Below are 14,005 nucleotides of genomic sequence, written 5' to 3' on the forward strand. Positions count from 1 at the left end.
ATCTAAAAAGTAACACTGCCAACCGTGATTGATCCGCTATTGCACAAGTAAAAGCGACTTTTTCCTACTCTTCCCCTGCGCTGTGTTGGGCACGCTTATTGCCAAGATTGAGTTACATCAATTACTGGTGTGCACACTAAAAACAGAGAAGACTGAGGAGAAAAAAATGAACAAATTCATCAAGCTGGGGAGCCTGGGTGTCATGAGTATCGCAGCGATGGGATCGGCCCAAGCCGTCGATATCAAGGCCGGCGACTGGACCGTGTCGGTGGGCGGCATCGTCAACGCCTATTACACGCAAGTGTCGTGTTCGGGCGATGCGGTGGGCGGGCTGGCGCTGGGCGGCCAGGCGCTCGGTTGCGGCGGCGAGAAGGACCGCACCACCATCGGCAACGGTTTGTTGCCGAACGGCTTGATCACCTCGGCAACGTCGCGCCTGGGCGAGTATGACGTGAAAGCCTTGATCGGCATCTACAACTCGACGGCCACCGACAGCGCCATCAGCCAGAACAGCGTGGTTGACGTGCGCCAGGCTTTCTTTACGTTTGGCAATGAGCACATGGGCACTTTCAAGCTGGGCCGCGACTATGGCATCTTCGGCGCGAATGCGATCCTGTCCGACATGACCTTGTTGGGTTCGGGCGCACCGGTGCAGGCGACGCAGCGGGGCCGGGTGGCCCTGGGCCATATCGGCGCCGGCTATACCTATCTGGGCAACTATGGCCAGATCATGTACAGCTCGCCGAAGTCCGGCGGCGTTGGCGTCGACGTGGCGCTGGTCAGCCCCGTGTCCGATACGCCCATCGTGGCTGGCTCGACCTATTCAGCGAAATCGAGTCCGCAAGTGCAGGCTCAGCTGACGTATGCACAAGAGGGCTTGAAAGCCTGGTTAGGAGTAAAGTCGCAGAAATTCACGTCGAAGACGCCCGGCGTCGACGACTTGACCATGCGCGGCGTGGAAGTGGGCGGCTCCTACCAGATGGGGCCGGCTGGCGTGCTGGTGAATTTCCAGGGCGGCAAAGGGCTGGGCATCCTGTCCGATGCGGACCAGGGCGATACCAAGTCGAAGAACTGGCTCTTGCAAGGCACGTACAAGACAACGGACAAGCTGAAACTGGGCTTGTCCTACGGCATCAGCAAGAACGACGACAACACGGCCGGCACGGGCGGCCTGAAGTCGAACGCCAACCTGACCCTGGGCGCCTACTATTCGCTTAACAGCGCCATTACCCTGGTGGGCGAACTGGGACAGACGCGCTCGAAAGGCTTTACGGGTGGCGAAGCGAAGATGAATGGCGTGTCCCTGGGCGGCATTATTTTCTTCTAACCAATGAATGCGGCGCCGGAATCTGCGGCGCCGCGCGGAGCACAGTGCATGCGGATAATGCGGTTGTTCATCGGGTGCTGGCTATTCCTGTTCATCCTGGGACAGGCGTGGGCGGGCGTGCTCACCCAGGCCGAGCTGGCGCGGCGCTTTCCCGCGCCCCTCGTCGTGGGCGAGAAGGAAGCCGACTTGCCCGTCTGGCCCCTGTTCAAGCAAAATGCCACGGCCACCGAGCTGGTCGGCTATGTCTTCGAGTCGGTGGACCTGGCACCGATTCCCGGCTTTTCCGGCGTGCCCGTCAATCTGTTGATCGCCATCAATCCACAGGGCAGTTTTCTCGATGTCGCCGTGTTGTCGCACCACGAACCCGTGTTTCTCGATGGCCTAGGTGAAGCGCCGTTGTTCCAGTTCGTCAAACAGTACCAGGGCTTGTCGCTCAAGCAGAATATCGCCATCGGTGCCCAGAGGAAACGTGCAGCGGATGCCACGCATGCCGATATCGACGGCGTGTCGAAGGCCACGGCTTCCGTGCGTATCATCAACCAGAGCGTGCTGGCCTCGGCCTTGAAAGTGTCGCGCAAAAAACTCGGTTTCGCGCAAGGCCGCGACCCGGACCAGATCGCCCGCATCCGCATGGGGGTGTTCGAGAAACTCAGCGTGGTGCAGATGCTCGAACAGGGCTTGATCCAGCATGTGCGCCTGAGCAACAAGGAGGTGGAGAGCCTGTTTGCCGGCAGTCCCGGAGCCGGACTCGAACCGGAAGCTGCGCGCGATCCGGAAGGCGTGTTCATCGACCTGTACCTGGCGTATGTCTCCGTGCCCACCGTGGGACGCAATCTGTTGACGGAGCGCAGCTGGAACAAGCTGCGTAACCGGCTCGACGAGGGCGACCACGCCATCCTCGTCATGTCGCGTGGGCGCTACAGCGTGCTGGGCGAGGACTTCGTGCGCGGCACGGTGCCGGACAGGCTGTTGCTGAAGCAGGATGGCTTGCCCATCGATATGCGCGACCTGGACCTGGAATTGCGCTTGTCGGAAGGGACTGCGTTGCCGACTGAAAATATCGCTGTCTTCCGCGTCATCAGCCAGGCGGGGCTCGATGCGGCCAGCCCGCTGGCGTTTACCATGCCGATCACACGCAGCAAAGGTATCGTGTATCCGGAACGCATCGCCCGCAACGTCGATTTCAGCTACCGCTTGCCGGCCGAGTTTTATAGCGCGCCGCAAGGCGACGATGCCAGCTGGCGCGGTACGTGGAAGGGGCGCAAGGCTGAGCTACTGATTTTGCTGGCCGGGCTGGCGCTGCTGGGCGGCGCCCTGGCCTGGCAGAAACGCCTGGTGCGCGATGGCCGGCAATTCGTGTGGTTCCGCTGCCTGTTCCTGGTATTTACGGTTGGCTTCATCGGCTATTACGCGCAAGGGCAGTTGTCGATTGTTAATCTCACGGGAGTAATCCAGGCGCTGCTGGCGGGCCGCAGCCTGGGCTTTTTCCTGTTCGATCCGATGACGGTGATCCTGTGGGCTTTCGTGTTGCTCAGCCTGTTTATCTGGGGACGTGGCACGTTTTGCGGCTGGCTGTGTCCATTTGGCGCGCTGCAGGAATGCATGGGTAAACTCGGACAGTGGCTGCGTTTGCCTCAATGGAAGATCAAGCCGCGCCTGGACGGGCGCTTGAAATGGATCAAGTATGGCTTGCTGGCGGCCATTCTGGGCAGCAGCATGTTTTCCAGCCAGATCACCGACAAGCTGGTGGAGCTGGAGCCGTTCAAGACGGCCATTACCTTGAATTTCGTGCGCGCCTGGCCCTTCGTCGCGTATGCCGTGGGCTTGCTGCTGCTGAGCAGTGTTTCCTACAAATTCTTTTGCCGCTATCTGTGCCCGTTTGGCGCGGCGCTGGCGCTGCTGGGGCGCTTTCGCCTGTTCAACTGGATTCCCCGCCGCAAGGAGTGCGGCACGCCTTGCCAGACGTGCCGCCACCGTTGCGAGTATCACGCCATCGCACCGAGCGGCAAGGTCGATTACGACGAGTGTTTCCAGTGCATGGATTGCGTGGTGATTCATGCCAGTGATGAAAAATGCGCACCCTTGATGCTGGAAATCAAGCGTGCCCGTACCATACCGATAGCCAGGGCAGCGGTGGAGGAGAGCAGTAATGCAGCGTAGAACCTTTATCTCGGCGGCGATCGGCAGCGTGGCCGGCATGGCCGGCTTGTGTTTGCCTGGAAGCATGGCGCGCGGCACGGTTGCCCCATCCGGCATGCGCCTGTACCACGGCGCCGCGCTGGCATTTGGCACGACGATCACCGTCAGTGTGCTGCACCATGACCAGCGCCAGGCGGAACTGGCGATGGAAGACGCATTTCATGCTGCCAGGAATATAGACCGGCTGATGAGCATTTACAGTCCCGCCAGCCAAGTCTTTCAATTGAACCGCGACGGCCGCCTGGCCCGGCCCGATCCCCATTTGCTGGCGGTGCTGGCGCAGGCACGGTCTTTGTCGCAATGGAGCGAGGGGGCGTTTGATGTCACCGTGCAACCCTTATGGCAGCTGTTCCGGACGGCGGCCGACCAGGCTGGCTTGCCGGCGGAGGCGCCGCGCCGTGCGGCGCAAGCACGCGTCGGGTGGCGGCAACTGGCGTGGGATAGACGCGAAGTGCGTTTTCTTCAGCCCGGCATGGCGCTGACCTTGAATGGCCTGGCGCAAGGCTACGCGGCGGACATGGCGCTGGCGGCCGTGCAGGCGCGCGGCATACGGCACGCGCTGCTCGACACGGGCGAGTTCATTGCGCGCGGACAGCGTTCCGTGCGCCGTCCCTGGACCCTGGGCATCCGGGATCCGCGCGACGGGGAAATCCTGGCCGCCACCTTGAAAGTGGCAGGGCGCAGCGTGGCCACGTCCGGCGACTACGAATGCACGTTCACGCCTGATTTCAAGCACCACCACATCTTCGACCCGTCGATCGGCGATTCGCCGCGCGAACTGGCCAGCGTGACCGTGCTGGCACCGACGGGCTTGCTGGCCGATGGCTTGTCGACGACCTTCATGGTGACAGGGGCCGCACGTGCGCACGCCATGGCCGCGCGCATGGACGGGATCGACCTGATGACCATCGACAAGCTGGGCCAGCGCAGGATGTCGCCCGGCTTTCCCCGTCTACTCTAGGCTATTTCAGGTGCGGCACCTTGCGGTAGATCGTGTTGCGCGACACGCCCAGCGCGCGGGCCGTGGCCGAGACGTTGCCGCCGTGCGCATCGAGCGATTTGAGGATCGCGCTTTGCTCCATCTCTTCCAGGTTGGCGCCGGCCGCGATCATGCGGTCCGTGCTGGCGCTGGCGGCAGTCGCTTGCGTCATTTCAATATCGTCGAGGAAATCATCGGGCATGTGGCGCAAACAGATTTCATGTTCGTCGCCCGCCATGACGATGGCCGTGCGCAACAGGTTCGTCAACTGGCGGAAGTTGCCCGGCCACTTATGCTGGTGGAACAGGCGCAGGATATCGGGCGCCACCGTGTAGCGCGTGTCGGGCGCTTCCGTCGCGAGGATTTTTTTCACGACCGTATCGAGGTCCATGCGTTCGCGCAGCGGCGGCAGCTTGACCACCAGGCCATTGAGCCGATAATACAAGTCTTCGCGGAACAGGCCCTTGGCCATGCGGTCGCGCAAATTGTGATTGGTGGCGCAGATCAATTCCACGTTGACGGTGATGGACTTGCTGCTGCCTAGCGGCGTGACCATGCGTTCCTGCAGCACGCGCAGCAGGCGCGCCTGCAGGCCGAAGGGCATGTCGCCGATCTCATCAAGGAACAAGGTGCCGCCATTTGCCTGCAGTATCTTGCCCACCGCGCCTTTCTTGCGCGCCCCCGTGAAGGCGCCGTCTTCATAGCCGAACAATTCAGACTCGATCAGGGTTTCCGGAATCGACGCGCAATTGACGGCGATAAACGGTCCCATGGCCCGTGGCGAGTCGTTATGGATGGCTTGCGCCAGCAATTCCTTGCCGGTGCCTGTTTCGCCCATGACGAGGATGGGAATGTCGCGCCCCAGCACCTTGTTGACCTTTTCGATCACCAGTTCCAGTTGCGGGTCGCCCGTGCGCAGGTAACGGAGGCCGGACAGGCGCCGGGCCGCGTTGGCTGCATGGCTGGCCGGCGCGGGCACCTGGGCTGGCACGGCGTTGATGTCGCTATGGTCGGTGCTGGCAGTAAAGCCGTGCTGGAAGACGCTATTGGACAGGCGCAACTGCGCACGTCCATACACGCGCACGCCGCTGTGCATGCACAGGTTCAGCAAACCGGGTGAGGCCGTGCGGTAATGCTCGTACAGGGCGGAAACGGGCAAGCCGAACAGCGAGCTGAAGGTATGCGATTGCAGCGCGGCGAATGACAGGCCCAGCTGGAATAAACCATTCTTGTTGGCGGACAAAAAACGGCCGCCCGGCGTGAATGAGGCGATGCCTTCCATCAAGGTGCCGATGAATTCGGGACGGGCGTGGAAGTGCACGGTGATGGCGTCTTCGAAGGTGGCGGAAAACAGCTGATTTTCGATCATCAGCGCCGACATGCGCACCAGGGCCATCGTATGCTTGTGGAAACTGCGCTGGTCGCTCGACACGTCCAGCACGCCGATGACATTGCCCCGGTGGTCGGTGATCGGTGCGGCTGAGCAAGTCAGGAAGTGATTGGCGGCCAGGTAATGCTGGTCCGCATGGACCAAAGTCGGTACTTTTTCCGTGATGGCCGTGCCGATGGCATTCGTGCCACGGCTTTGTTCCGACCACGCCACGCCGGGCTGCAAGGCCACGCGGTTGGCTTTCTCGAGAAAGTCGTCGTCGCCCAGCGAGTGCACGATCACGCCGTTGGCATCCGTGAGGATCACCATGTTATGCGTGTTGACGATCTGCTGGTACAAGGTTTCCATCGCCGGCAGCGCATGCGTGTGCAGCATGCGGTTTTGTTCGATCAGCAGTGTCAGATCGGACTTTCCCGCAGGCGTAAAGTCGGGCGTGGCCGTGGGCGACAGGCCAAAGGCGACCGAACGCTGATGGGAGGTCTCTATGATAACGGGAACGTTGTCCTGTCCCGCAGGTGATGGGTTTGCGTCCGCAAGGGACGAAAACGGTGCGCTACGGTACGTAGCTGACGGTTGATACATGATCTCGTTGCCTCCGTTGGGCCCTATGCTGCTGCGCTCTTTTGAATATCGAGAGTGTTCCATAATGTAGCACCTGTTACAGATGGGAGCAAAGCATAGCGAGCCGGGCTGTCCCCAGTGTTGCTGCCTGGCCCAGAGTTGTTCCCATTGGTGGTCAGTGCCTATGCCTGTATAAGCAAGTGCGGTGCCAGCCGGGGGTTGCCAAGGTTGAAAATAGCCCTTGCAGGGCGTACGGCTCAGGGCTATAATTCGCCCCCTCGCTGAACGACGCATGCAAATGCCGAGTGAAGCAGGGTAGAAAAGAAGGAGTTGACGGATTTAGCGAAATGCTTCATACTCTTCCTTCTTCGCAGCTGACAAACACAACGCTTTGTCGATAGCGCGAAAGTAGCACCGAATACCGTTCTTTAACAATTAACAGTCGATAAGTGTGGGCATTTGATGCAAGTGCAGCGCCGATCTTAGGATTGGCGTCTAACTTAAAATATCAAATGTTCACGAATAAATAAATGAAATAGGACGCTACGCAAGTAGTGGCCTGTCAGTTGTTTTTGAAGTGAGCGACCCGTCGCAAGACGGTGCCAATAAAATGGCAAAGTAACAGAGATTAAACTGAAGAGTTTGATCCTGGCTCAGATTGAACGCTGGCGGCATGCCTTACACATGCAAGTCGAACGGCAGCACGGAGCTTGCTCTGGTGGCGAGTGGCGAACGGGTGAGTAATATATCGGAACGTACCCTGGAGTGGGGGATAACGTAGCGAAAGTTACGCTAATACCGCATACGATCTAAGGATGAAAGTGGGGGATCGCAAGACCTCATGCTCGTGGAGCGGCCGATATCTGATTAGCTAGTTGGTAGGGTAAAAGCCTACCAAGGCATCGATCAGTAGCTGGTCTGAGAGGACGACCAGCCACACTGGAACTGAGACACGGTCCAGACTCCTACGGGAGGCAGCAGTGGGGAATTTTGGACAATGGGCGCAAGCCTGATCCAGCAATGCCGCGTGAGTGAAGAAGGCCTTCGGGTTGTAAAGCTCTTTTGTCAGGGAAGAAACGGTGGGAGCTAATATCTCCTGCTAATGACGGTACCTGAAGAATAAGCACCGGCTAACTACGTGCCAGCAGCCGCGGTAATACGTAGGGTGCAAGCGTTAATCGGAATTACTGGGCGTAAAGCGTGCGCAGGCGGTTTTGTAAGTCTGATGTGAAATCCCCGGGCTCAACCTGGGAATTGCATTGGAGACTGCAAGGCTAGAATCTGGCAGAGGGGGGTAGAATTCCACGTGTAGCAGTGAAATGCGTAGATATGTGGAGGAACACCGATGGCGAAGGCAGCCCCCTGGGTCAAGATTGACGCTCATGCACGAAAGCGTGGGGAGCAAACAGGATTAGATACCCTGGTAGTCCACGCCCTAAACGATGTCTACTAGTTGTCGGGTCTTAATTGACTTGGTAACGCAGCTAACGCGTGAAGTAGACCGCCTGGGGAGTACGGTCGCAAGATTAAAACTCAAAGGAATTGACGGGGACCCGCACAAGCGGTGGATGATGTGGATTAATTCGATGCAACGCGAAAAACCTTACCTACCCTTGACATGGCTGGAATCCCCGAGAGATTGGGGAGTGCTCGAAAGAGAACCAGTACACAGGTGCTGCATGGCTGTCGTCAGCTCGTGTCGTGAGATGTTGGGTTAAGTCCCGCAACGAGCGCAACCCTTGTCATTAGTTGCTACGAAAGGGCACTCTAATGAGACTGCCGGTGACAAACCGGAGGAAGGTGGGGATGACGTCAAGTCCTCATGGCCCTTATGGGTAGGGCTTCACACGTCATACAATGGTACATACAGAGCGCCGCCAACCCGCGAGGGGGAGCTAATCGCAGAAAGTGTATCGTAGTCCGGATTGTAGTCTGCAACTCGACTGCATGAAGTTGGAATCGCTAGTAATCGCGGATCAGCATGTCGCGGTGAATACGTTCCCGGGTCTTGTACACACCGCCCGTCACACCATGGGAGCGGGTTTTACCAGAAGTAGGTAGCTTAACCGCAAGGAGGGCGCTTACCACGGTAGGATTCGTGACTGGGGTGAAGTCGTAACAAGGTAGCCGTATCGGAAGGTGCGGCTGGATCACCTCCTTTCTAGAGTTTGCACGAGCCAGTTAAATGGTTCACGCCTCAAATGTTCACACTTATCGGCTGTTTAATTAAGAAGAAACAGTAGTCGTAGTAGCACCGCGTTGGGGCTGTAGCTCAGCTGGTTAGAGCACCGTGTTGATAACGCGGGGGTCGTTGGTTCGAGTCCAACCAGCCCTACCAGTAAAAGCGTCAAACGAAAGTACAAACCTACTTTCGTTTGGTTGATGGCTAAAAACCACTGGCAAAGCCAGATGATTTTTAGAGGTCAAAGCCACGCAAGACCCATAGGGGGATTAGCTCAGCTGGGAGAGCACCTGCTTTGCAAGCAGGGGGTCGTCGGTTCGATCCCGTCATCCTCCACCAAGTACTTTGAAAGTGCAAACGTAAGCCAGTCAGGTTTAGGTTTGATCTTTTAGCGATCAAAGCTGTTTCGTTCTTTAACAATCTGGAAGAAGTAAAGATTATTTATTGATCGGTTTGCCGTAAAAAGCGAATCGATGGGTAATGATTGTATGTATCAACAAACAAGCAACAACGTTGTACTTTCTTATCCCTGTAGCGCTCTTTGATTACCTAGTAATCAGAGGCTAACGTTATAGGGACAAGCGAATAAGTGCACATGGTGGATGCCTTGGCGATTACAGGCGATGAAGGACGTAGTAGCTTGCGATAAGCTGCGGGGAGTGAGCAAACACACTTTGATCCGCAGATTTCCGAATGGGGCAACCCACCCTTTTAGGGTATTGCATACTGAATACATAGGTATGCAAGGCGAACGCGGCGAACTGAAACATCTAAGTAGCTGCAGGAAAAGAAATCAACCGAGATTCCCAAAGTAGCGGCGAGCGAAATGGGAAGAGCCTGTACGTGATAGTCGGACCGATAACAGAATCCTCTGGAAATAGGAGCCATAGCGGGTGATAGCCCCGTATGTGAAATCGGACCGGTGGTACTAAGCGTACGACAAGTAGGGCGGGACACGTGACATCCTGTCTGAATATGGGGGGACCATCCTCCAAGGCTAAATACTCGTAATCGACCGATAGTGAACCAGTACCGTGAGGGAAAGGCGAAAAGAACCCCGGAAGGGGAGTGAAATAGATCCTGAAACCGTGTGCATACAAACAGTAGGAGCGGACTTGTTCCGTGACTGCGTACCTTTTGTATAATGGGTCAGCGACTTACATTCAGTGGCAAGGTTAACCGCATAGGGAAGCCGTAGAGAAATCGAGTCCGAATAGGGCGATCAGTCGCTGGGTGTAGACCCGAAACCAAGTGATCTACTCATGGCCAGGATGAAGGTGCGGTAACACGCCCTGGAGGTCCGAACCCACTAATGTTGAAAAATTAGGGGATGAGCTGTGGGTAGGGGTGAAAGGCTAAACAAACTTGGAAATAGCTGGTTCTCTCCGAAAACTATTTAGGTAGTGCCTCAAGTATCACCATCGGGGGTAGAGCACTGTTATGGCTAGGGGGTCATTGCGACTTACCAAACCATTGCAAACTCCGAATACCGATGAGTGCGAGCTTGGGAGACAGACGTCGGGTGCTAACGTCCGGCGTCAAGAGGGAAACAACCCAGACCGCCAGCTAAGGTCCCAAAGATTGGCTAAGTGGAAAACGAAGTGGGAAGGCTAAAACAGTCAGGATGTTGGCTTAGAAGCAGCCATCATTTAAAGAAAGCGTAATAGCTCACTGATCGAGTCGTCCTGCGCGGAAGATGTAACGGGGCTAAGCCAGTCACCGAAGCTGCGGATATATAGCAATATATATGGTAGGAGAGCGTTCTGTAAGCCTGCGAAGGTGTCTTGTAAAGGATGCTGGAGGTATCAGAAGTGCGAATGCTGACATGAGTAGCGATAATGGGGGTGAAAAGCCTCCACGCCGTAAGCCCAAGGTTTCCTGTTCAACGTTCATCGGAGCAGGGTGAGTCGGCCCCTAAGGCGAGGCAGAGATGCGTAGCTGATGGGAAGCAGGTTAATATTCCTGCACCGTCGTATGATGCGATGGGGGGACGGATCGCGGAAGGTTGTCTGACTGTTGGAATAGTCAGTTTCTGTCTCATAGAAGGCGCTTAGGCAAATCCGGGCGCGGAATTCAAGGGGATGGGACGAGTGAACTTGTTCACGAAGCAATCGGAAGTGGTTCCAAGAAAAGCCTCTAAGCTTCAGTCATACGAGACCGTACCGCAAACCGACACAGGTGGGCGAGATGAGTATTCTAAGGCGCTTGAGAGAACTCGGGAGAAGGAACTCGGCAAATTGGTACCGTAACTTCGGGAAAAGGTACGCCCCGGTAGCTTGATTGGTTTACTCCATGAGGGTGAAAGGGTTGCAATAAACTGGTGGCTGCGACTGTTTAATAAAAACACAGCACTCTGCAAACACGAAAGTGGACGTATAGGGTGTGACGCCTGCCCGGTGCTGGAAGATTAAATGATGGGGTGCAAGCTCTTGATTGAAGTCCCAGTAAACGGCGGCCGTAACTATAACGGTCCTAAGGTAGCGAAATTCCTTGTCGGGTAAGTTCCGACCTGCACGAATGGCGTAACGATGGCCACACTGTCTCCTCCCGAGACTCAGCGAAGTTGAAATGTTTGTGATGATGCAATCTACCCGCGGCTAGACGGAAAGACCCCATGAACCTTTACTGTAGCTTTGCATTGGACTTTGAACCAATCTGTGTAGGATAGGTGGGAGGCTTTGAAGCGGGGACGCTAGTTCTCGTGGAGCCAACCTTGAAATACCACCCTGGTTTGTTTGAGGTTCTAACCTTGGTCCGTTATCCGGATCGGGGACAGTGCATGGTAGGCAGTTTGACTGGGGCGGTCTCCTCCTAAAGTGTAACGGAGGAGTTCGAAGGTACGCTAGATACGGTCGGACATCGTGTTGATAGTGCAATGGCATAAGCGTGCTTAACTGCGAGACTGACAAGTCGAGCAGGTACGAAAGTAGGACATAGTGATCCGGTGGTTCTGTATGGAAGGGCCATCGCTCAACGGATAAAAGGTACTCTGGGGATAACAGGCTGATTCCTCCCAAGAGTTCATATCGACGGGGGAGTTTGGCACCTCGATGTCGGCTCATCACATCCTGGGGCTGTAGCCGGTCCCAAGGGTATGGCTGTTCGCCATTTAAAGTGGTACGTGAGCTGGGTTTAAAACGTCGTGAGACAGTTTGGTCCCTATCTGCCGTGGGCGTTGGAAATTTGAAGGGGGCTGCTCCTAGTACGAGAGGACCGGAGTGGACGAACCTCTGGTGTACCGGTTGTCACGCCAGTGGCATTGCCGGGTAGCTAAGTTCGGAAGAGATAACCGCTGAAAGCATCTAAGCGGGAAACTTGCCTTGAGATGAGATTTCCCAGAGCCTTGAGCTCTTTGAAGGGTCGTTCGAGACCAGGACGTTGATAGGCTGGGTGTGGAAGTGCAGTAATGCATTAAGCTAACCAGTACTAATTGCCCGTACGGCTTGTCCCTATAACCTTAGCAGGTACAGAGGATAAGACGGTACAACGTTGCGTGTGTGTTGATACACCAATTCATTACCCAAAATCTTTGCTTCTTCCAGATTCATGGCCTTGTCGTCCCACAGGAGACAAACGCCGGTACAAGTTATGCCTGATGACCATAGCAAGTTGGTCCCACCCCTTCCCATCCCGAACAGGACCGTGAAACAACTTTGCGCCGATGATAGTGCTGCAACCAGTGTGAAAGTAGGTTATCGTCAGGCTTGTTATTCGTAGTAGAAGAAAACCCCGCCGGATTCCGGTGGGGTTTTTTTTCGTCCGGCGCTTTTGTGGGGCGCGGCGGTGGCTGCTGTCGGCTTACGCTGCGCTAAGCCGACCTACGCCGTTGGGGGAATGCTGGACGAAAAAAAGGCAGCGCTACGCACTGCCTTTGTCATCTAACGTCGCTTAACTTCCGCGATAAGTCGAATACGACCACGGCGACACCACCAGCGGCACATGGTAGTTTTCATCCGTATGCGCAATGCCGAAGGCCAGGGTCACCAGGTCGATGAAGCGGGGCGAGGGCAATTCCACACCTTGGGCGGCGAAATAGTCGCCTGCATTGAACACCAGCTCATACTGGCCCGCCTTCATGCTGTCGCCTTCCAGCAAGGGAGAGCTGCAGCGGCCATCGCTATTGGTCATATCCATCTTCAATAACACTTTGCCTTCCGGAGCGACCGAAAACAGGGCCACCTTGACGCCGGCTCCCGGCCTGCCGTGGGCGATATCGAGTACATGCGTGCTGAGTTTTCCCATTTGCTATCCTGTATATAGGGTGAGTGAATGTGCTTATCGTGCAAATCATATACCGGTGACTGCGTCCGGCTATATGATTGGGCATATAGCCAACATTGTCCTCCTATAGGCGCGCCTCCGCATGAGCAATTACGAACATTATCCTCGCGACTTGATCGGCTATGGCCGCACGCCACCGCATCCGCAATGGCCGGGCAAGGCCCGCATCGCGCTGCAATTCGTCCTCAATTACGAGGAAGGGGCGGAAAACAGCGTGCTGCATGGTGATGCCGCGTCGGAAACGTTTCTGTCGGAAATGATCGGTGCGGCCGCTTTTCCTGCACGCCACCTGAGCATGGAGTCGATTTATGAATACGGCTCGCGCGCCGGACTGTGGCGCTTGCTGCGCATGTTCGAGGAGCGGCGCCTGCCGCTGACCATATTTGGCGTCTCGATGGCCCTGAAGCGCAACCCGGAAGCGGTGGCTGCCTTCCAGGAACTGGGGCATGAAATCGCCTGCCACGGTTTGCGCTGGATTTCCTATCAAGACATGGATGAAGCGACGGAACGCGAGCACATGCGCGAGGCCGTGCAGATCATCCGCGAATTGACAGGTTCCGCTCCGCAAGGCTGGTACACGGGGCGCGACTCTCCGAATACGCGCAAACTGGTGGTCGAGCATGGCGGTTTCCGCTATGACGCCGATTATTACGGCGACGACCTGCCATTCTGGGAAAAAGTGGCGTATACGGATGCCGCGGGCATGCCGGCCGTGCAGCCGCAGCTGATCGTACCCTACACCCTGGACACGAACGACATGCGCTTTGCCGCCATGCAAGGTTTTAATTCGGGCACGCAATTTTTCGATTATCTGAAGGATGCCTTCGACGTGCTGTATGCGGAAGGCGATCCGAACGGCTTGAATCAGCCGAAGATGCTGTCGGTGGGCCTGCATTGCCGCCTGGTGGGGCGTCCGGGACGGGCCGCGGCATTGGCGCGTTTTCTCGACTATGTGCAGCGCCATGAGCAGGTGTGGATCACGCGCCGCATCGATATTGCCGAACACTGGCATGCGACGCATCCCTATAGTGTCTGATAGGTATTGATATTGGATGATAAGTAAAATCAGTCTTTGCATATAGTTGT

Annotated in this window: 6 protein-coding genes, 2 tRNA genes and 3 rRNA genes; 9 read left to right on the forward strand and 2 right to left on the reverse strand. The window is 56.6% G+C overall.

Going from position 1 to position 14,005, the window contains the following annotated elements; all coding sequences use genetic code 11:
- The first annotated feature begins 166 nt into the window (after positions 1 to 166).
- Genes AC3RCJ_RS06235 through AC3RCJ_RS06245 form a run of 3 tightly spaced genes read left to right on the forward strand, consistent with a single transcriptional unit; the run spans position 167 to position 4,487 of the window.
- The gene (locus tag AC3RCJ_RS06235; RefSeq protein WP_492964894.1) at positions 167 to 1,327 is read left to right on the forward strand and encodes a porin; all 1,161 of its coding nucleotides are present in this window, start codon (positions 167 to 169) and stop codon (positions 1,325 to 1,327) included.
- 57 nt (positions 1,328 to 1,384) lie between these two features.
- The gene (locus tag AC3RCJ_RS06240) at positions 1,385 to 3,487 is read left to right on the forward strand and encodes a 4Fe-4S binding protein (RefSeq protein WP_492964895.1); all 2,103 of its coding nucleotides are present in this window, start codon (positions 1,385 to 1,387) and stop codon (positions 3,485 to 3,487) included.
- Positions 3,477 to 4,487, forward strand: coding sequence for an FAD:protein FMN transferase (locus AC3RCJ_RS06245; protein ID WP_492964896.1), 1,011 nt, complete (start codon positions 3,477 to 3,479; stop codon positions 4,485 to 4,487). Before AC3RCJ_RS06240 ends, AC3RCJ_RS06245 begins: the two co-directional genes overlap by 11 nt.
- Before the next feature lies 1 nt (position 4,488).
- Here AC3RCJ_RS06245 and AC3RCJ_RS06250 read toward each other — a convergent pair whose 3' ends face one another.
- Positions 4,489 to 6,270: a sigma-54-dependent Fis family transcriptional regulator gene (locus AC3RCJ_RS06250; protein ID WP_492964897.1), complete on the reverse strand. Its 1,782-nt coding sequence runs from the start codon at positions 6,268 to 6,270 to the stop codon at positions 4,489 to 4,491.
- 816 nt (positions 6,271 to 7,086) lie between these two features.
- On the opposite strand from AC3RCJ_RS06250, the gene AC3RCJ_RS06255 reads away from it, so the two are divergent.
- From AC3RCJ_RS06255 to rrf, 5 genes are all read left to right on the forward strand, one after another.
- Positions 7,087 to 8,617 (forward strand): 16S ribosomal RNA (locus AC3RCJ_RS06255).
- Positions 8,618 to 8,717: 100 nt separating this feature from the next.
- Positions 8,718 to 8,794 (forward strand) — tRNA-Ile (locus AC3RCJ_RS06260).
- Positions 8,795 to 8,901: 107 nt separating this feature from the next.
- Positions 8,902 to 8,977, forward strand: a tRNA-Ala gene (locus AC3RCJ_RS06265).
- Positions 8,978 to 9,213: 236 nt separating this feature from the next.
- Positions 9,214 to 12,089 (forward strand): 23S ribosomal RNA (locus tag AC3RCJ_RS06270).
- A 140-nt stretch (positions 12,090 to 12,229) separates the two neighbouring features.
- Positions 12,230 to 12,342 (forward strand): 5S ribosomal RNA (rrf, locus tag AC3RCJ_RS06275).
- The 16S, 23S and 5S rRNA genes sit together here with 2 tRNA genes alongside, the layout of an rRNA operon.
- Positions 12,343 to 12,526: 184 nt before the next feature.
- Here rrf and uraH read toward each other — a convergent pair.
- A complete protein-coding gene (gene uraH / locus AC3RCJ_RS06280; RefSeq protein ID WP_071079294.1) occupies positions 12,527 to 12,880 on the reverse strand; it encodes a hydroxyisourate hydrolase in 354 nt (117 codons plus the stop codon).
- A gap of 121 nt (positions 12,881 to 13,001) precedes the next feature.
- Here uraH and puuE point away from each other — a divergent pair, with 121 nt between their 5' ends.
- Positions 13,002 to 13,955, forward strand: coding sequence for an allantoinase PuuE (gene puuE / locus AC3RCJ_RS06285; protein WP_492959435.1), 954 nt, complete (start codon positions 13,002 to 13,004; stop codon positions 13,953 to 13,955).
- Positions 13,956 to 14,005 lie beyond the last annotated feature (50 nt).

The organism is Janthinobacterium sp. GW822-FHT07H11 (assembly GCF_058798615.1).